Source organism: Pseudomonas sp. McL0111 (genome assembly GCF_052567255.1).
In genome coordinates, this window is record NZ_CP199585.1 from 4,961,293 (window position 1) to 4,981,068 (window position 19,776).

General features: G+C 60.3%; 13 protein-coding genes and 2 riboswitches. Of the genes, 5 read left to right on the plus strand and 8 right to left on the minus strand.

Features of this window, described 5'->3' with window-relative positions; genetic code table 11:
• Positions 1 to 5 precede the first annotated feature (5 nt).
• From ACTWLJ_RS22520 to cobW, 5 genes are all read right to left on the minus strand, one after another.
• Positions 6 to 1,652, minus strand: a complete 1,647-nt coding sequence (locus ACTWLJ_RS22520; protein ID WP_445178507.1) for a phospholipase D-like domain-containing protein — start codon at positions 1,650 to 1,652, stop codon at positions 6 to 8.
• A 174-nt stretch (positions 1,653 to 1,826) separates the two neighbouring features.
• Positions 1,827 to 2,462 (minus strand): vWA domain-containing protein, encoded by a 636-nt coding sequence (locus ACTWLJ_RS22525; RefSeq protein WP_445178508.1) that lies wholly within the window; start codon positions 2,460 to 2,462, stop codon positions 1,827 to 1,829.
• Between the two features lie 20 nt (positions 2,463 to 2,482).
• Positions 2,483 to 3,484: an ATP-binding protein gene (locus tag ACTWLJ_RS22530; RefSeq protein WP_445178509.1), complete on the minus strand. Its 1,002-nt coding sequence runs from the start codon at positions 3,482 to 3,484 to the stop codon at positions 2,483 to 2,485.
• 141 nt (positions 3,485 to 3,625) lie between these two features.
• Entirely contained in the window at positions 3,626 to 7,489 is a 3,864-nt protein-coding gene (gene cobN, locus ACTWLJ_RS22535; protein ID WP_445178510.1) for a cobaltochelatase subunit CobN, read from the minus strand.
• A gap of 3 nt (positions 7,490 to 7,492) precedes the next feature.
• Entirely contained in the window at positions 7,493 to 8,566 is a 1,074-nt protein-coding gene (gene cobW, locus ACTWLJ_RS22540; protein ID WP_445181402.1) for a cobalamin biosynthesis protein CobW, read from the minus strand.
• 101 nt (positions 8,567 to 8,667) lie between these two features.
• Positions 8,668 to 8,878: riboswitch (cobalamin riboswitch) on the minus strand.
• Between the two features lie 186 nt (positions 8,879 to 9,064).
• A riboswitch (cobalamin riboswitch) is annotated at positions 9,065 to 9,284 on the plus strand.
• A 120-nt stretch (positions 9,285 to 9,404) separates the two neighbouring features.
• On the opposite strand from cobW, the gene ACTWLJ_RS22545 reads away from it, so the two are divergent.
• The 4 genes from ACTWLJ_RS22545 (at position 9,405) to cobM (ending at position 11,570) form a co-directional block, all read left to right on the plus strand.
• On the plus strand, positions 9,405 to 9,602 hold the full coding sequence (locus tag ACTWLJ_RS22545; protein WP_401209431.1) for a CbtB domain-containing protein: 198 nt from the start codon (positions 9,405 to 9,407) through the stop codon (positions 9,600 to 9,602).
• Positions 9,603 to 9,613: 11 nt separating this feature from the next.
• On the plus strand, positions 9,614 to 10,321 hold the full coding sequence (locus tag ACTWLJ_RS22550; RefSeq protein ID WP_445178511.1) for a CbtA family protein: 708 nt from the start codon (positions 9,614 to 9,616) through the stop codon (positions 10,319 to 10,321).
• Positions 10,318 to 10,731 carry a cobalamin biosynthesis protein gene (locus ACTWLJ_RS22555; RefSeq protein WP_401209425.1) on the plus strand — a complete coding sequence of 138 codons (414 nt, stop codon included), beginning with the start codon at positions 10,318 to 10,320 and terminating at the stop codon, positions 10,729 to 10,731. The genes ACTWLJ_RS22550 and ACTWLJ_RS22555 overlap by 4 nt, the downstream gene beginning before the upstream one ends.
• Positions 10,732 to 10,823: 92 nt before the next feature.
• Positions 10,824 to 11,570: a precorrin-4 C(11)-methyltransferase gene (gene cobM / locus ACTWLJ_RS22560; RefSeq protein ID WP_445178512.1), complete on the plus strand. Its 747-nt coding sequence runs from the start codon at positions 10,824 to 10,826 to the stop codon at positions 11,568 to 11,570.
• Between the two features lie 174 nt (positions 11,571 to 11,744).
• On the opposite strand, the gene nfuA is transcribed toward cobM, so the two are convergent.
• From nfuA to ACTWLJ_RS22575, 3 genes are all read right to left on the minus strand, one after another.
• The gene (nfuA, locus tag ACTWLJ_RS22565; RefSeq protein ID WP_445178513.1) at positions 11,745 to 12,329 is read right to left on the minus strand and encodes a Fe-S biogenesis protein NfuA; all 585 of its coding nucleotides are present in this window, start codon (positions 12,327 to 12,329) and stop codon (positions 11,745 to 11,747) included.
• Positions 12,330 to 12,386: 57 nt separating this feature from the next.
• A complete protein-coding gene (locus tag ACTWLJ_RS22570) occupies positions 12,387 to 13,421 on the minus strand; it encodes an acyltransferase family protein (protein ID WP_445178514.1) in 1,035 nt (344 codons plus the stop codon).
• A gap of 183 nt (positions 13,422 to 13,604) precedes the next feature.
• Positions 13,605 to 15,887, minus strand: coding sequence for a fatty acid cis/trans isomerase (locus ACTWLJ_RS22575; RefSeq protein ID WP_445178515.1), 2,283 nt, complete (start codon positions 15,885 to 15,887; stop codon positions 13,605 to 13,607).
• 155 nt (positions 15,888 to 16,042) lie between these two features.
• Here ACTWLJ_RS22575 and metH point away from each other — a divergent pair, with 155 nt between their 5' ends.
• Positions 16,043 to 19,753, plus strand: a complete 3,711-nt coding sequence (metH, locus tag ACTWLJ_RS22580; RefSeq protein WP_445178516.1) for a methionine synthase — start codon at positions 16,043 to 16,045, stop codon at positions 19,751 to 19,753.
• Positions 19,754 to 19,776 lie beyond the last annotated feature (23 nt).

Consider the following 19,776-nt stretch of genomic DNA (forward strand, 5'->3'; position numbering starts at 1 on the left):
CGCGCTTAACGTCCGGCGAAGCGCAATCGCGCCACCTGTCGCAGATCACCTTCCACGTAATAGTCGTTGGTCCACGTATCATCCACCGCCAACGGCTGCACCTGTTTCAATGCCAGCTTCTTCGCGAAATAGCGAAACCGGTAATGCTCGTAGAACCGCAGTAATTCCAGGCCATAACGATCCGCCAGATCAGTATCACCACGGATAATCAGGTAGTTTTCGTCATTGCCGTTACTGGCCGAGGCGCTGAGATTATGGCTGCCGCTGATGATGGTTGGCGCATCGCTGGTGAAGTCGGTGACCACCGCTTTGGTGTGTACCAGCAGGTTGCCCTTCTGGCCCTTCATGTTTTCCTTGAGCCAGCCTTCCAGCCCGGTGTTGAGCAATGCCGTGGCGGCAAATTCGGCAGTACGGTCGGCGTGGAATCCGGTGATGCGGCTGGCGGTATTTTGCAGGCCGAAACGCAAAATGTCGTCGTGAGGTTCGCCGAGCAAAGCGTTGAGGATCGCGTCGGGCAAGGTGAACGCGGTGACGAACAGCACATCCTTTTTCGCTGCCTGGATGATCTTGACGAACTCGCGCAGATCAGCACCGCCAGTGCGTGGCGAGAATCCGGCGAACAGTGGCTGCGTCGGGTCCATCGGATTGTGTTCGGTGATCCAGGTACGGGTTGCGCCGACATCAGCCGGAGTCGCCCAGACTTCTTCGAACGCTTGCAGATAACGTGCGCCAATCGCCGCGTCGTCGAGTACATGCACCACGTTGGCCTGGCGATAGACGCCATTGGCGGTGAAATTGGTGCTGCCACACAACACCGCTTGCGGTTGGCGCTGACCATCGGCGGCGAGGCGGCTGAGGACGATGTATTTGTTGTGGAAGATGTTGTGCGTGACGCGCGCGCATTTGTTCGCCGCCGGAATTTTCGCCAGATTCGTTTCGTTGAGCGTGGTGTCCTCGTCATCCGGGCGCGCGTGATAAATCACGCGCACCTGCACGCCACGGGCGAATGCCGCGTTGACCGCGTCGACAATCGCTTGCAACTGGTACTCGTAGATCGCGATATCGAGCGACCATTGACTGTCCGTTGCGCGCGCGATGAAACCCAACAAACGCTCCAGCAAACCGTTTTCCAGCCATAAGCGTGCCGCATCCGGCCACGCTTCTATAGGCATGTTTTTGTTGGCGCTGATCTGCGCATCGAGATCGGGAAACTTGCGCTGGAACGCCTGACTGGCAGCCACCGCGCGGTTGAATATCACGCTCTGATTGGCCGGGTGTCCATCGTCGGAAGTGATGCTCAGCGCCAGCGATTCGCCTAAAACCGGCGCATCGGCAGTGCCATACGCCAGATGCACGCGATAGTGCATGGTCGTCCCGGGATTGACCGCGTAATCGGCCCAGCGAAATTTTTGCAACGGTGCTTTGTCGCTCGGTGTGGCGTGGTATTGGGGGAACGTATGGGTTTTGCCGGGAAAAGTCAGGCTGTTGAACAGGAACAACCAGGGTTTGTCGCCCTGCTGCTTTTCAATCGCAAACCCGAGCAAGCCTTTGCGCCGGGGCTCGGCCAGGTCCATGGCCAGCAGCACACCGTTGGTGCCGGCGTAGGCCTTGACCCGAAAATCGTCCTGAGGGTTCGCGACCAGTACGCGCATGGGTTCACTCCTTGTGAATGGCTGCGCTGGAGCATAGAGCGTCGATGCTGAATTACCAGATCATTCCGAAACAGAGTCGACGCCATCGCGAGCAGGCTCACTCCTACAGGGGAACGCATTTCAAATGTGGGAGCGAGCTTGCTCGCGAAGAGGCCCTTTCAGGCGCCGAAGATATCAGAGGTCATCGATATGCCGATAATCCGCTTCCAGCGCCTTCGCCAACTGCTTCGCCCGCCCCAACCGAATCGGCCCGCGCTCGATGTCGATCAACAGCCCCGGACACTCCAGCGCCGTCAGGCCCGACCATTCCTTCAAGCGCCCGTCCGTGATCACCAGCAAACGCTGCTGCTCCGCCGCAAACCGCTTGCGCCGTAGCGTCAACCATTGCTGCGCCTGATCCAGCGCCGACAGCAACGGCGTGCCGCCACCCGCGCCCAGATTCTCCAGCCAGACACACAATCCGCTGGACGCCTTCAAACCTTGCACCTGCCATTTCGGCGTGGCACCGCTGGCGGTCAATAACGCCAACCGCGCACGCTGCCGATAGGCATCATCGAACAATTGCGCGAGCAACCCCTTGGCATCGCTCAGCGCTTGATGACGGCGAGTGGATGCCGACGCATCGACAATCACCAGCCACAATTGATGAGCCGAACGGGTGCGCAACTGAAAGCGCAGATCGGCTCGTGTCTGCGGACGTCCGTTGAGCAGCGTTTCCGGCCAGTTCACCGCCCCGCTGCGTGCAGCATGACGCTTGCCCTGGCGGCCGTCATCGAGTTTTCCGGCACGGGGTCTGGCATTCGCCCCCACGTCGGATCGGGGGCGAATGCCTAAGGCTTTTTTGGCCAGCTCGGCACTTCGCGGCGGGCGCCGGTGGCCAACGCAGGCGCGGGCATTTCACCCCACTGGCCCTGGCCGTCGCTTGGATTGCTTTGACTGTTTGGCGAGGATTGCGCAGGTGATTGCGGTGCGGACGGTGATTGCTCGCGACGACGATGACGCAGAGCGAATTCGGCAACCGCGTCGATATCCTGCTCGGCAATTGCCTGAGCCCCACGCCAGGCCGCATGCGCGCGGGCCGCTCGCAGCCACACCAGATCGGCACGCAAGCCATCGACGCCGGCAGCGAAACAACGCTCGGTGATTTGCGCCAGCGCGGCATCGTCGAGAGGAATATTGTTCAGGGTTTTTCGCGCATTCTCGCAACGTTCACGCAAGGCTTGTTGCTCGGTTTCCCACTGCGCGCAGAAAGCCTGCTGGTCGCTGTCGAAATCCAGACGACGGCGAATGATCTGCCCACGCTCGCTCGGTACGGTATGGCCACCGAGGGCGACGTTGAGGCCGAAACGGTCGAGCAATTGCGGGCGCAACTCGCCCTCTTCCGGGTTCATGGTGCCGATCAGGACAAACTTCGCCGAATGCCGATGGGAAATACCGTCGCGCTCGATCAGGTTGGTACCGCTGGCCGCGACATCGAGCAGCAGATCCACCAGATGATCGGGCAGCAGATTCACTTCATCAACGTACAACACGCCGCCGTCAGCCTTGGCCAGAACCCCGGGGGAAAACTGCGCGCGTCCCTCGCTCAGGGCGGCGTCGAGATCGAGGGTGCCGACCAGACGTTCCTCGGTGGCGCCCAGTGGCAAGGTGACGAATTGGCCGCTGGCAAGCAGATCCGCGAGGCCGCGAGCCAGCGTGGACTTGGCCATGCCGCGTGGGCCTTCGATCAGCACGCCGCCGATTTTTGGATCGATGGCGGTGAGGTACAGCGCGAGTTTCAGATCATCGGCGCCGACCACGGCGGACAGCGGAAAGTGCGGGGTGTCGTTCATTTTCGGTACTCGGTCATGGTCGGTGAAAGGCGTTCAACTGTAGGAGTGAGCCTGCTCGCGATAGCGTTTCATCAGTCACATTTCTATTAACTGAACCGACGTTATCGCGAGCAGGCTCGCTCCCACAGGGGCTGCGGTGTGTCAGCCATCTTCTTCTATATCCAGCAGCAGGTTTTCCAGTGCCTCTTTATACAGCCCCGGTTCCTGCCACATCCCGCGTTGCTGAGCTTCAAGCATCCGTTCGGTCATATCGCGCAGCGCATGCGGATTATGCTCACGGACAAAATCCCGGGTCGCCGGATCGAGCAAATATGCATCCGCCAGCAAGGCGTACTGGTGATCGTCGATCAACTGCGTGGTGGCGTCGAAGGCAAACAGGTTATCGACTGTCGCCGCCAGTTCAAACGCCCCTTTGTAGCCGTGACGTTTGACCCCGTCGATCCACTTGGGATTGGCTGCTCGCGAGCGAATCACCCGGTTCAGCTCTTCCTTCAGGGTACGGATTTTCGGCAGATCCGGTTGGCTGTGATCGCCGTGATAACTGGCCGCTGCTTCGCCGCGCAAGGTTTCCACCGCCGCCAGCATGCCGCCCTGAAACTGGTAATAGTCGTTGGAGTCGAGCAAGTCATGCTCGCGGTTGTCCTGATTCTGCAGTACGGCTTGTACCTGGCTCAGACGCTGGACGAATTGTTCCCGGGCGGCAGTGCCTTCATCCGAGCCGCCGTAAGCGTAGGCGCCCCAGTTCAGATACACCTCGGCCAGATCCTCGCGGCTTTGCCACAAACGACCGTCGATGGCGCCCTGTACGCCTGCGCCATAGGCACCAGGCTTGGCGCCGAAGATCCGCCAACCGGCCTGACGCCGTGCAGTCTCTTCGTCCAGACCCGATACCAGCAATGCTTCCCGCTCGGCGCGCACCTTGGCGGCCAGTGGGTTGAGATCGTCAGGTTCATCCAGCGCCGCCACCGCTTGCACCGCTGCGTCGAACAGGCGGATCAGATTGGCGAAGGCGTCGCGGAAGAATCCCGAGACCCGCAACGTGACATCGACCCGTGGCCGATCGAGCAAGCTCAGCGGCAGGATTTCGAAGTCATCGACGCGCTGACTGCCGGTGGCCCACACCGGGCGCACGCCCATCAACGCCATGGCCTGTGCGATGTCATCGCCGCCGGTGCGCATGGTCGCCGTGCCCCAGACCGACAGGCCGAGCTGGCGCAAGTGGTCGCCGTGATCCTGCAAATGCCGTTCGAGAATCAGCGTGGCGGACTGGAAACCGATGCGCCACGCGGTGGTGGTCGGCAGGTTGCGCACGTCCACCGAGTAGAAATTACGTCCGGTCGGCAGCACGTCGAGACGACCGCGACTCGGCGCGCCGCTTGGCCCGGCGGGGACGAAACGACCGCTGAGGGCGTCGAGCAGGCCGCGCATTTCTGCCGGGCCGCAAGCGTCGAGGCGTGGGGCGACGACTTCACGCAGATGGGTAATGATGGCGTCCACCTCCGGCGAACACATTTCCTGTGGGAGCGAGCTTGCTCGCGAAGGCAGAGTGTCAGACGAAGAAGTACTGGCTGACACTCCGCTTTCGCGAGCAAGCTCGCTCCCACAGGGATCGCAGTGATCGGTGTTATGGAGTGTTTGGGAGATCAACTCTGCGGCGAACAGTTCGAGGCGTTCGCGGGTATCACCGGCTGTGCGCCAGACTTCATCGCTGACCCGTTGCAGTTCTTCAGGGCGCGGTCCGATCCACGGCTCGGCCAACGCACAATCCAGCGGATCGAAACCCAGCTCAAACGCCTTGGCCAGCGCCCGCAGCAGACTCGATTGCGCGCCCTTGCCGTCGCCCCGCGGAATCCGCAGCAAGGCCAGCAAGGTATCGATGCGCAAACGCCCGGTCGGCGACTCGCCAAAAATATGCAGACCATCGCGAATCTGCGATTCCTTCAGATCACACAGATAAGTGTCGAGACGCGGTAGCCAGATCGCTGCATCGGCGTCGCTGTCGAGCGCTGCGTCGAGTTGCAGTTCGCGGTCAATCTGCGTGTCGCGCACCAACTGCAGAATGTCGCGCTGCAACTCGCGAGCACGACGTGGATCGAGCAATTGCGCTTCGTAATATTCGTCAGCCAACAGCTCCAGATTACGCAGCGGGCCGTAGGTTTCAGCGCGGGTCAGCGGCGGCATCAAGTGATCGATGATCACCGCCTGGGTGCGGCGCTTGGCCTGGGCGCCCTCGCCCGGGTCGTTGACGATAAACGGATAGATGTTCGGCAGAGGCCCGAGCAGTGCATCCGGCCAGCAGTTTTCCGAAAGTCCGACGCCCTTGCCCGGCAGCCATTCAAGGTTGCCGTGCTTGCCGACGTGAATCACGCCATGAGCGCCGTAGGTCTGGCGCAACCAGAAGTAAAACGCCAGATAAGCGTGCGGCGGCACCAGATCCGGATCGTGGTAAACCGCACTCGGATCAACCTGATAACCACGGGCCGGCTGGATACCAACGAAGGTCAGGCCGAAACGCAAGCCGGCGATCATCATTCGCCCGTCGCGACACATCGGATCGTTTTGCGGTGTGCCCCAGCGCTCCAGCACGGCGGCGCGGTTGGCTTCGGGCAAGGCCTCGAACATTTTCAGGTAGTCATCCATGCCAAGACTTTGCTGGCAGGGACGCTGATCAAGGGTGTCGAGGTCATTGCTGACCCCGCCGAGCAGTTGCTGAATCAGTTCGGTGCCGCTGGCAGGCAGCTCAGCCGCCAGCGGATAACCTTCCGCCTGCATCGCCCGCAGGATATTCAGTGCTGCCGCAGGGGTATCGAGGCCGACGCCGTTACCGATTCGACCATCGCGGGTCGGGTAGTTGGCAAGAATCAGCGCGATGCGCTTTTCGCCATTCGGCACCCGCGCCAGATCGATCCAGCGTCGCGCCAAATCAGCGACAAAGTCCATGCGTTCAGGTGCGGCGCGGTAACAGACGACATCGGACTGGCTGCGCTCACTGCGCCAGGCCAGATCCTTGAAGCTGATCGGACGGCTGATGATGCGCCCGTCGAGTTCCGGCAGCGCAATGTGCATCGCCAGATCCCGTGGACCGAGCCCTTGCTCACTTGCGCGCCAGCCGGGCTCGTTGTCCTGGGCGCAGATCGCCTGAATCACTGGAATGTTGCGGCGAAACGGCCGCAGATGCGGCGCTTCAGGGCTGGACTGGGCGAAACCGGTGGTATTCAGAATCACCCCGACTTCGACCTCATCCAGCCAATCCTCGACCACCGTCAGGCAGCCGGGCTCTTTCAGACTGGCCACGGCAATCGGCAAGGGGTTAAGCCCCGCCGCTTGCAGACGCTGGCAGAAAACATCGATGAACGCGGTGTTCGCCGCTTGCAAATGCGAGCGGTAAAACAACACCGCCGCCACCGGTTGACCGGGCAGCCATTCGGCTTGCCAGTCACTCAGTGCGGCGGTGTTTTTCTGTGGATGGTAAATCGCCGTGCGTGGCAAGGTTTGCGGCTCGGCCCAGACGTAATCCCGGGCCAGCCAGCGATTGGCCAGACAACGGAAAAAATCCAGCGCGTTGCCCATGCCGCCCTGACGCAAAAACTGCCAGAGCCGGTCACGATCCTCGGCACCGACGGTACTCAAGTCACTGAGCTCCGGGTCGGGACGGTCGTCGCCCGGCACCAGAATCACCTGCACACCGCGCTCGGACAGTTCGATCAGTCGCTCGACGCCGTAACGCCAATAAGCGATGCCGCCGTGCAGCGAGATCAGAATAACCTTGGCGTGACGCAGCACCTCATCGACGTAGAGGTCGACCGAGGCGTGGTTCTGCACCTGCATGGGGTTCGCCAGACGCAGGCTCGGATAGTCCTCGGGCAATTGCTGCGCGGCTTCAGCGAGCAGCGCCAGGCTGGAATCGCCGCTGCACAGGATCACCAGCTCGGCGGGGGTTTGTCCAAGGTCGGCGATGTTGTCATCCGACACGAAACCGCCGGGCTGGGTCCTGAGCAGGTGCATGGGTTAAACGCTGAGCGCGGCGCGCAATTGCGCTTCGAGTTGAACGGCGTCGAGTTCCTGGCCGATCAGAACCAGACGCGTGACCCGCGCTTCATCGGCGCCCCACTGACGGTCGAAGTGCTTGTCGAAACGCGTGCCCACACCTTGAATCAGCAGGCGCATCGGCTTGTTCGGGATCGCCGCGAAACCTTTGACGCGCAGGATGCCGTGCTTGACCACGAGTTGCGTCAGGGCGTCGAGCAGCAGGCTTTCATCAGCTTGCGGCAGTTCGATGGAGATCGAATCGAAGGCGTCGTGATCGTGGTCATCGTGGTCGTCATCGCCTTCACCATGATGGTGATCGTGATGGCTGTGACGGCTGTCGATGTGTTCTTCAGAGCCGGCACCGAGGCCGATCAGCACGTCCAGCGGCACGCGACCGTTGCTCGCTTCGATGATTTTCACTGCAGGCGGCAGCTCTTCGGCGACTTCAAGACGTACGCGAGCCAGGTCTTCAGGGCTGGTCTGGTCGGCCTTGTTGAGGATGACAAGGTCAGCGCTTGCCAGTTGGTCAGCGAACAGTTCATGCAGCGGCGATTCGTGATCGAGGTTCGGGTCGAGTTTGCGCTGGGCATCGACCTGATCCGGGAATGCGGCGAACGTACCGGCGGCAACTGCCGGGCTGTCGACCACGGTGATCACCGCGTCAACGGTGCAGGCGCTGCGGATTTCCGGCCACTGGAAGGCCTGGACCAGCGGTTTTGGCAGGGCCAGACCCGAAGTTTCGATCAGGATATGGTCGAGATCACCGCGACGCGCGACCAGTTCACGCATCACCGGGAAGAACTCTTCCTGGACCGTGCAGCACAGGCAGCCGTTGGCCAGCTCGTAAACGCGGCCAACGGCCTCTTCTTCGGTGCAACCGATGGTGCATTGCTTGAGGATTTCACCGTCGATGCCGAGTTCGCCGAACTCGTTGACGATCACCGCGATGCGGCGGCCCTGAGCGTTGTCGAGCATATGCCGCAGCAACGTGGTTTTACCCGAACCGAGGAAACCGGTGACGATGGTGACGGGGAGTTTGGCCAGTGTTTTCATCGCGATGCCCTTTGGCAAGGTGGCGGGCAACGGGACGAGGACCGGCAACGCGGTCGCGCCTGCCAGAAGAGTTCGCCACCGGATCACCCCGCCCGGTTGTAGTGAGAATCTGTGACGAGGCAGGTCTCCTGGCTGACGGCGTTCAGGCATTGAGCCTGGCATTCACTGCGCCTTCCCGCCGGCTCTTTGCAGAGCCTGGCAGTGGCGTGGCAGCGAACATCGCCGTTCACAGTTGCGGGGGCAGCCGCGGCTTGAACCGCGTTCCCTTCTTAGCTTCGACAGTGTCGAAGAACCTCGAATGCGCAAGGCTACGCATCGCTTGGGAGCGGGTCAATGTCCAAGCGAGGTTCGTACCGACTGGAATGACGCCTTCGCGAGCAGGCTCGCTCCCACAGGTAGCGCTTTCCAATGTGGGAGCGAGCCTGCTCGCGAAGGTAGCGACTCGGTTTCAAGACGAACGCCCATGTCAATTTGACTCAAATCCCCCGCCCATGGTCTCCTGTGCGCCTTGTTACGGGTGCCCTTTACTGGGTGAAACGGGAAACCGGTGAATCATGTGCTTTACTCAAGCGCATGTCAGTCCGGTGCTGCCCCCGCAACGGTAAGCGAGCGAAGCGTCAGATCCACTGTGCCGAAGGCATGGGAAGGTGATGCTTGCAGGTCGGCTGAACGCCAACCCCTCGTGAGCCCGGAGACCGGCCCGCAACACACAGTGCGCGAAATCGCCACTGAACATAACAACCCGCGGTGGGCGGGCGCTGTTTGAACCTCTGCGTGCCCGGCTCGCAGGGGTTTTCATGCGCTCTACCTGTCCGCTGACACTTCAGAGGGAAGCGCCATGTCGATCATCAGCAGCACCGGCAGCAACACGGACAAAATCTCCAGCACTACCACCCTGAGCCAACGCCTGATCGCCGCCATTGGCGCGTCGATCCTCGGCGCCTGCCTAGTGTATTTCGCCGGTTTCTCGCACATCGAAGCGGTACACAACGCCGCTCACGATACCCGCCACAGCGCCGCGTTCCCGTGCCACTGAGACCTGCCGACATGATCAAGCGTATTGCGCAAACCGCAGGTTTCACCGGTCTGCTGGCCGCCCTGCTTCTCACTCTGCTGCAAAGTTTCTGGGTTTCGCCGCTGATTTTGCAGGCCGAGACTTACGAAAAATCCGAACCGGTTGCCGTTGAAGTCCACGAACACGCCGCTGGCGCCGTGGCTGCGCACACTCACGACGCCGAAGCCTGGGAGCCGGCGGATGGCTGGCAACGCGTGGTCTCGACCACCGGCGGCAATCTTGTCGTAGCGGTCGGTTTCGCCTTGATGCTCGCGGGCCTCTATACCCTGCGCGCACCGACCAAAACCTCCCAGGGCCTGCTTTGGGGTCTGGCCGGTTACGCGACTTTCGTTCTGGCTCCGACGTTGGGCCTGCCGCCTGAATTGCCGGGCACTGCCGCAGCGGATCTGGCCTCGCGACAGATGTGGTGGATCGGCACTGCAGCGTCCACGGCTGTCGGCCTGGCGTTGATCGTGTTCAGTCGTCACTGGCTGATGAAGATCCTCGGTGTGGCGATTCTGGCAGTGCCGCATGTACTCGGCGCGCCACAACCGCAAGTGCATTCGATGCTGGCGCCGGAAGCGCTGGAAGCACAGTTCAAAATCGCCTCGCAGTTGACCAACATCGCGTTCTGGCTGGCCTTGGGCCTGATCAGCGCGTGGTTGTTCCGCCGCAAAAATCCTGGTCAATACCACGCATGACCGATGCCAGCGCAGCGCCGACCTTTGTGGTCGGCCTGGGCTGCCAGCGCGGCTGCCCCGTCAGCACGTTGCGCGCATTACTCGATCAGGCCTTGCAGGCCCATCGCATCGACCTTCAGGCGATCAAGGCCTTGGCCAGTATCGATCTGAAACGCGACGAACCCGGATTGCAGGAACTCGCCGCACAGTTGGCGTTGCCGCTGTTGTATTTCAGCAGTGAAGAACTCGCCAGTTATCAGGCGCGACTAAGCCATCATTCACAAATCGCCTACGAGCGAACCGGTTGCTACGGTGTCGCCGAAAGCGCCGCTCTGGCACTGGCCGAACAGCTGATTCAGGCACCGGCAAAACTGCTGATTTCCCGGCAAAAGTACGCTCAGGCAACGCTGGCATTGGCCGGCGCCGCGTAAAACCCCGATAATCTGCGCCATTGATCATGAGCATTCTTCATCTGAGTGCCCTGTGAAGCGCCACCCTGCCCTGTTTTTCGAAGGATTCAACGATGACCGTCTACTTCATCGGCGCCGGCCCCGGCGACCCGGAATTGATCACCGTCAAAGGCCAGCGGCTGATTCGCAGTTGCCCGGTGATCATCTACGCAGGCTCGCTGGTACCCGAGGCGGTGCTGGAAGGTCATCAGGCGGAAACGGTGGTCAACAGCGCTGAATTACATCTGGAACAGATCATTGATCTGATCAAATCCGCCCACGCCAAAGGACAGGATGTGGCGCGGGTGCACTCGGGTGATCCGAGCCTGTATGGCGCGATCGGCGAGCAGATTCGCTATCTGCGCGAGTTGGACATTCCTTTTGAAATCATCCCCGGCGTGACGGCCACTGCCGCTTGCGCAGCGTTGCTGGGCGCGGAACTGACCCTGCCGGATGTGTCGCAAAGCGTGATTCTGACCCGTTATGCCGACAAGACCGCGATGCCGGCTGGCGAGGAACTTGGCAGCCTCGCGCAGCATGGCGCGACCATGGCGATTCATTTGGGGGTCAATCATCTGGAGAAGATTCTCGCCGAATTGCTGCCGCATTACGGCGCGGATTGCCCGATTGCAGTGATTCATCGGGCGACGTGGCCGGATCAGGATTGGGTGACGGGGACGCTGGAGGATATTGCCGGGAAGGTTGCCGCCAAGGGGTTTCGGCGTACGGCGCTGATACTGGTTGGGCGGGTGTTGGGCAGCGATCATTTCAGTGAGTCATCGCTGTATCGTGCGGGGCATGCGCACCTTTACAGGCCCTGAAAACAATTGTGGCGAGGGGATTTATCCCCGATGGGCTGCGAAGCGGCCCCCACCATCAATCAGAAGGGAACTGCTGCGCAGTTCATCGGGGATAAATCCCCTCGCCACAGGTTTTCGATCCCCATAAAAAAACGGCGCTCACGGGCGCCGTTTTTTATGTCTGCAGCGAACGCTTTAGTAGTAAGCGTTTTCTTTCTGCGTGTGGTCGGTCACGTCGCGAACACCCTTGAGCTCAGGAATACGCTCAAGCAAGGTGCGCTCGATGCCTTCCTTCAAGGTCACGTCGGCCTGACCGCAACCCTGGCAACCACCGCCGAACTGCAGAACGGCGATGCCGTCTTCAACAACATCGATCAGGCTGACCTGACCGCCGTGGCTGGCGAGCCCCGGGTTGATTTCGGTTTGCAGGTAATAGTTGATGCGCTCGTTGACCGGGCTTTCGGCGTTGACCATCGGCACTTTGGCGTTTGGCGCCTTGATGGTCAGTTGCCCACCCATGCGGTCGGTAGCGTAGTCGACGACGGCATCGTCAAGGAACGCTTCGCTGAACGAATCGATATAGGCGGTGAAGCTTTTCAGCCCCAGCGCGGTGTCTTCAGATTTTTCTTCGCCCGGCTTGCAGTAGGCAATGCAGGTTTCGGCGTACTGGGTGCCAGGCTGGGTGATGAAGACGCGGATGCCGATGCCCGGGGTGTTCTGCTTGGAGAGCAGATCAGCCAGGTAATCGTGGGCGGCGTCGGTAATGGTAATAGCGGTCATGGAAACTCCTCGCAGGCTTGGGCGCAGTTTACGCCAATCATCGCGCCGGACAAAGTCCTAGTATTTTTGTCGGGAAAGGTTCTCGACACGCTTTGCAACCGGTTCGCCTTCGATTCGCGCTTTAAGCCACTGATAGCTGCGTTTTTCGACCCATTCGTAGCTCAACCATGAGCCAACACCGATGGCCAGCACGCACACGACGAACATCAGATAGGGATTGATCCCGTAGCGCCGCGCCACAAAACCACCGGCCGACAGCACCAGCACATGCATCAGATACACCGAGTAGGAGCAGTCACCGAGCAACTTGAGCACCCGGCTGCGCTGGAAATAGCGCTCCAGCGCCATGCTAGCCATCACCAGCACCGCACTCGGCACGCCCCAGTTCAGCAGTCTCGGCGCTGGTGCCAGGTGATAGATCGCCAGCAACGCCGCGCCAATCCCAATCAGCGGCAACCACAAGCCAGCGCCGATCCAGCCCTTGCGATAGAGCATGCCGATAGCGATACCCAGCAGGAACTCATAAACGATGTCCGATCGGTAGAACTCGCTGATCCAGCCAAACCCGGTCCACGCCTGAGAAACCGCAAACAGCAGCGCCGCGACCACCAGCAGGCGCACCTGCAAGCGAAACAGCAACGCCCAGGCGAACAGCAGGTAAAACAGGATTTCGTAGTTAAGCGTCCAGCCGACGTTCAGGGTTGGATAAAACCCGTATCCACCGGGGTTTTGCGTAGGGATGAACAGCAGCGACAACAGCAGATGGTTCCAATCCAGCGTCTGATCCGGCAACACCGGGCGGGCGAATACCACCAACAGCGCCATCAACAGGGTGTACAGCCAGTAGGCCGGCACGATGCGGAACAGCCGATACAACAGAAATCGGCCCGGCGCCGGTGGATTCTCTTTGGTCGACAGAAAGATCACCAGACCACTGATGACGAAGAAGATATCGACGCCTACCGCGCCTTTATCGACAAACAACTGCCCTATCGGGCCGTGGGCCTCGAAATCGAAAAAGATCTGCATGAAGTGATGGCAGACCACGGTCCACGCGGCGAGCGCCCGCAGGGCCTGCACTGAAATCAACATCGACTGCCTCCATCACACCCTTTAAACATCATCGTCCCTCTCTGTGGGAGCTAGCCTGCTAGCGATTTCAATGCAACATGCAATTCATATATTGGCTGACACACCGCTATCGCTAGCAGGCTAGCTCCCACAGAAAATTTGTGTGGTGCCCGAAGAGTGGGACAGCAAGCCCATATCAAAAGATCAAAGATTCTCGTAGCGGTTCATGTCCAGCACGCCCTCTTCCACCGGGTCGGTCTCGTGCAGGTATTGGCTCAGGTCGTGGAAGTAGAACCAGAATTGCGGATGGCTGCGACGGATGCCCCAGCGCTCGACGATCTTCTCGAACTGTGCGGCATCCTTGGCGCTTTCCATGGCATCGACAAACTCAGCCACCTGATCGGCCGGGATGTTGAAGATGAAGTTCGGATAGCTACTGAGTACGCCCGGATAGATCGTCAGGGTGTCCAGGCCCGGCTGATAACGCAGCGACTCGCCCAGCAGGAACGCCACGTTGCTGTGCGCACGGTTGCGCAGCAGGCTGTAGATTTCGCGTTTGCCGCTGCGGGTTTCGATGCGCAGCATGCTCGCTTCCGGCAGTTGATCGATGACCTTCAAACCTGCTGCCGGACGCGCTGTCAGCCGACTCAAGGCTTGTTCGGCGTCTTGCAGCGCCGGATCGATGTTGGCCCGTGAACAATAAGCACTGTCACAGCGATTGATCGGATCTGGCTTTGCGTTAAGGTCACCGTAGCGCGCCAGCAACTGCTTGGCGAAATCCGATTTCGGGTCTTTTTCGTCAAGTTTCAGCGCGGTCGGTTTGTCGTCGTCAATCGCCTCGTAATCCAGCCACATCTTGAATTGGCCGCTGCTCTGATACCAATCGTCTAGGTAGTCATCACGGGAATCGGCGGGCATCAGGCGCAGGAAGTTCTGTTCCGCGCCATTGCGGATCAGGTCGAAATACAGGCGCGTTTGCGCTTGATGGGAGACGTTGCCGAACACATCGAAGTTGACCGCCAACTGGTAATACGTGCGTTCCAGCAATGGATAGTCGAACAGCCACATCGTCTGCGGCACCTGACCGATCAGGCCTTTGGTCACCGCCGCGCTGTCGAAGTGACGGAAGATGCTCAGCAACGCGTTGTCGTTGCCGGCCCACAGCGTCGACCAGCTCGGCGCCGGCTGATCGGCGTAACTGTCGCGGCGCAAGGCTTCGTACTCGTTACGCTTGTTGCGGTAGTTATGCCACAGGCTCAGTACGCTGCCGACGTCGTCGTTCTGCCCGGGCATCGCCAGCAAGGGAGTGGCCTGGCCGCGATAGTTGGGGTCGGTGATGTACAAGTCGTGTTCGGGGGCCTGGAACAGCGCCCAGAAGTTGTCGCGAATCACGTCTGTGGCGATTTGACCGCGACACACCGGCCCACGAATGAACGTACGTACAAAGTATTCGGCATTGTCGAGCATGAACTGATACCGCGCCTGCGCCGGAATCGCCTCGAAGGTCGAGAATGGATTGGCGCGGCTCTGCGGCCCGTAACCCGGCAACGCGTTGACCTGCCAGTTGCCGCTATAGAACAGGCTCTTGACCCGCGCCATCTTCGCCGCGCTCAGCGGATAGGTGATGTGGGTTTTATGGACGATCACCCCCTGCACCGGCCACAAGCGGTAATACACCTGCGTGCCCGGATCGTCATTCGGACGCCGGGTGGCGATCAGATCGATCGGCTGACCAGTCGGCGTGCGCGAACGGACCCACTGGAAGAAATGCCCCGGTTCGCCGTCCTTGAAATAGATGTGCGCGAGGTACAAATGCTCGAACAGCCAGCGCCCGACCAGACTCTCACGAGCGCCGGGAGTGTTGAGCAGGTTTTCCCACTGGACGATTTGCAACGCCTCTTGGGCGCTCGGCGCCAGGCCTTGCTCGTCAATCGGTGCGCCGGACGCCAGCCAGCGCTGTAGCGTCTGGTATTGCTGATTGGTCAGCCCGGTGACTGCCAGCGGCATGCCTTCCTTTGGATGGGCGCCGGCATAACCGTCGAATTCGGCGGGCATGGCGCACATGTTCTGGCGATTCAGCCCCAGGGCGATGTCTGCCGGCAGCTTGGCGTTAGGCGTCAGCGGGGTTTTGTGCCCCAACTCCAGCATGCGCGCCATCAATGCGGCCTGACTGCCTTGGGCGTCGAGTACCGAATAGAAGCCCTTCTGCTGCCAGGCACGCTTGCCGAAAGCGTCGTAGAACAGCCGAGTGGTCGGCGCCGCTTGCGTGCGTTCGCCATCGTAGACCGGCATTTTGCTCGCGCCCCGGCCGACGCCTTCGCCGCTACCGAGGTTGAGCTGACAGGCGGAGTCGTAGCATGCATGGCAGGCCACGCATTTTTCGGTGAAGATCGGTTGAATGTCGCGGGTGTACGAGATGACGGGATCTTGCGCAGCGGCGCCCCAGCTCAGGAACAACAATACGATGCTGATGACGCGGTACGACATGACCTGATCCCGATGCTTGAAAAAACGCCGCGATTCTACCGTTATGACGCCCGTACCAACATGAGCGATATTCATGCAAAACCAGCACATGCTCCAATAGCGCGCAGGTTTGTTATGATTCCGGCCCTTCGTAATGGTCTTTTCGAGTAGTCCCAATGTCCGATCGCAGCGTTCGCCTTCAAGCTCTCAAGCAAGCTCTCAAAGAGCGCATCCTGATACTCGATGGCGGCATGGGCACGATGATCCAGAGCTACAAGCTCGAAGAGCAGGATTATCGCGGCAAACGCTTCGCCGACTGGCCATCCGACGTCAAAGGCAACAACGACCTTCTGGTGTTGACCCGCCCTGACGTGATTGGTGGCATCGAGAAGGCTTATCTGGATGCCGGCGCCGACATTCTGGAAACCAACACCTTCAACGCCACGCAGATTTCCATGGCCGACTACGGCATGCAAAGTCTGGCCTATGAATTAAACGTAGAAGGCGCACGCCTGGCGCGCAAGGTCGCTGATGCCAAGACCCTGGAAAACCCGGCCAAGCCGCGTTTTGTCGCAGGCGTGCTCGGCCCGACCAGCCGTACCTGCTCGCTGTCGCCTGACGTCAACAATCCCGGCTACCGCAACGTCACCTTTGATGAACTGGTGGAAAACTACACCGAAGCCACCAAAGGCCTGATCGAGGGCGGCGCCGACCTGATCCTGATCGAAACCATCTTCGACACCCTCAACGCCAAAGCCGCGATCTTTGCCGTTCAAGGCGTGTTTGAAGAGCTGGGCTTCGAATTGCCGATCATGATTTCCGGCACTATCACCGACGCCTCCGGCCGCACCCTGTCCGGGCAAACCACCGAAGCGTTCTGGAACTCGGTGGCGCACGCCAAACCGATTTCGGTCGGCCTCAACTGCGCGCTCGGCGCCAGTGAATTGCGCCCGTATCTGGAAGAACTGTCGAACAAGGCCAGCACCCACGTTTCCGCACACCCGAACGCCGGCCTGCCGAACGAATTCGGCGAATACGACGAACTGCCGTCGGAAACCGCCAAAGTCATCGAAGAATTCGCCCAAAGCGGTTTCCTGAACATCGTCGGCGGCTGCTGCGGCACCACTCCGGGCCACATCGAAGCCATCGCCAACGCCGTGGCCGGTTACGCGCCGCGACAGATTCCGGACATTCCGAAAGCCTGCCGCCTGTCGGGCCTTGAGCCATTTACCATCGACCGCAGCTCGCTGTTCGTCAACGTCGGTGAGCGGACCAACATTACCGGTTCCGCCAAGTTCGCCCGACTGATTCGCGAAGACAACTACACCGAAGCACTGGAAGTCGCCCTGCAACAGGTGGAGGCCGGTGCGCAGGTGATCGACATCAACATGGACGAAGGGATGCTCGATTCGAAGAAGGCCATGGTGACCTTCCTCAATCTGATCGCCGGCGAGCCGGACATCTCTCGCGTACCGATCATGATCGACTCCTCGAAATGGGAAGTGATCGAAGCCGGCCTCAAGTGCATCCAGGGCAAGGGCATCGTCAACTCGATCAGCATGAAAGAAGGCGTCGAGCAGTTCATTCATCACGCCAAACTGTGCAAGCGCTATGGCGCGGCCGTGGTGGTGATGGCCTTCGACGAATCCGGCCAGGCCGACACCGAAGCGCGCAAGAAAGAGATCTGCAAACGCTCTTACGACATTCTGGTCAACGAAGTCGGCTTCCCGCCGGAAGACATCATCTTCGACCCGAACATCTTCGCCGTGGCCACCGGCATCGAAGAACACAACAACTACGCTGTGGACTTCATCAATGCCTGTGCCTACATCCGTGACGAGCTGCCGTATGCGCTGACTTCCGGTGGCGTGTCCAACGTGTCGTTCTCGTTCCGTGGCAACAACCCGGTGCGTGAAGCGATCCACTCGGTGTTCCTGCTGTACGCGATCCGCGCCGGCCTGACCATGGGCATCGTCAACGCCGGTCAGCTGGAAATCTACGACCAGATCCCGCAAGAACTGCGCGACGCCGTTGAAGACGTGATCCTCAACCGCACGCCGGAAGGCACCGACGCCCTCCTCGCCATCGCCGACAAATACAAGGGCGACGGCAGCGTCAAGGAAGCCGAGACCGAAGAATGGCGTAGCTGGGAGGTCAACAAGCGTCTGGAGCATGCGCTGGTCAAAGGCATCACCACCCACATCGTTGAAGACACCGAAGAATCCCGTCAGTCGTTCGCCCGCCCGATCGAAGTGATCGAAGGCCCGCTGATGTCCGGCATGAACATCGTCGGCGACCTGTTCGGCGCCGGCAAAATGTTCCTGCCGCAAGTGGTGAAATCCGCCCGCGTGATGAAACAGGCCGTAGCCCACTTGATCCCGTTCATCGAACTGGAAAAAGGCGACAAGCCGGAAGCCAAGGGCAAGATCCTTATGGCCACGGTGAAAGGCGACGTCCACGACATCGGCAAGAACATCGTCGGCGTGGTACTCGGCTGTAACGGCTACGACATCGTCGACCTCGGCGTGATGGTCCCGGCAGAGAAGATTCTGCAGGTCGCCAAAGAACAGAAGTGCGACATCATCGGTTTGTCCGGTCTGATTACCCCGTCGCTGGATGAAATGGTTCACGTAGCCCGCGAAATGCAGCGTCAGGACTTCCACCTGCCGTTGATGATCGGTGGTGCGACCACTTCCAAGGCGCACACGGCGGTGAAGATCGAGCCGAAGTACAGCAACGACGCAGTGATCTACGTCACCGACGCCTCCCGCGCCGTGGGCGTGGCGACGCAGTTGCTGTCCAAGGAACTGAAAGCCGGTTTCGTCGAGAAAACCCGCCTCGATTACATCGATGTCCGCGAGCGCACCGCCAACCGCAGCGCCCGTACCGAGCGCCTCAGCTATCCGGCCGCAATTGCCAAGAAGCCGCAGTTCGACTGGGCAAGTTACACCCCGGTCAAACCGACTTTCACCGGCTCGCGGGTGCTAGACAACATCGACCTCAACGTTCTGGCCGAGTACATCGACTGGACGCCGTTCTTCATTTCCTGGGACCTGGCCGGCAAATTCCCGCGCATCCTCGAAGACGAAGTGGTCGGTGAAGCCGCCACCTCGCTTTACAAGGATGCTCGCGAAATGCTGACCAAGCTGATCGACGAGAAGCTGATCAGTGCCCGCGCCGTATTCGGTTTCTGGCCAGCCAATCAGGTGCATGACGACGACATCGAGCTGTACGGTGAAGACGGCAAGCCAATGGCCAAGCTGCATCACCTGCGTCAGCAGATCATCAAGACCGACGGCAAACCGAACTTCTCGCTGGCCGACTTCGTTGCACCGAAGGACAGCGAAGTGACCGACTACGTCGGTGGTTTCATCACCACCGCCGGGATCGGCGCGGAAGAAGTCGCCAAGGCCTATCAGGATGCTGGCGACGACTACAACTCGATCATGGTCAAGGCGTTGGCCGACCGTCTGGCCGAAGCCTGCGCCGAATGGCTGCACCAGCAAGTGCGTAAAGAACACTGGGGTTACGCCAAGGACGAAGTGCTGGATAACGACGCGCTGATCAAAGAACAGTATTCCGGTATCCGCCCGGCACCTGGTTACCCGGCCTGCCCGGATCACACCGAGAAAGCCGCGCTGTTCGCCCTGCTCGACCCGGAAGCCGAAGAAATGCGTGCCGGCCGCAGCGGTGTGTTCCTCACCGAGCACTACGCGATGTTCCCGGCAGCTGCGGTCAGCGGCTGGTACTTCGCTCACCCGCAGGCGCAATACTTCGCCGTAGGCAAGATCGACAAGGATCAAGTGCAGAGCTACACCTCGCGCAAAGGTCAGGACCTGAGCGTAACCGAACGCTGGCTGGCGCCTAACCTCGGTTACGACAACTGATATAACGCACTCGATTCTCGGCG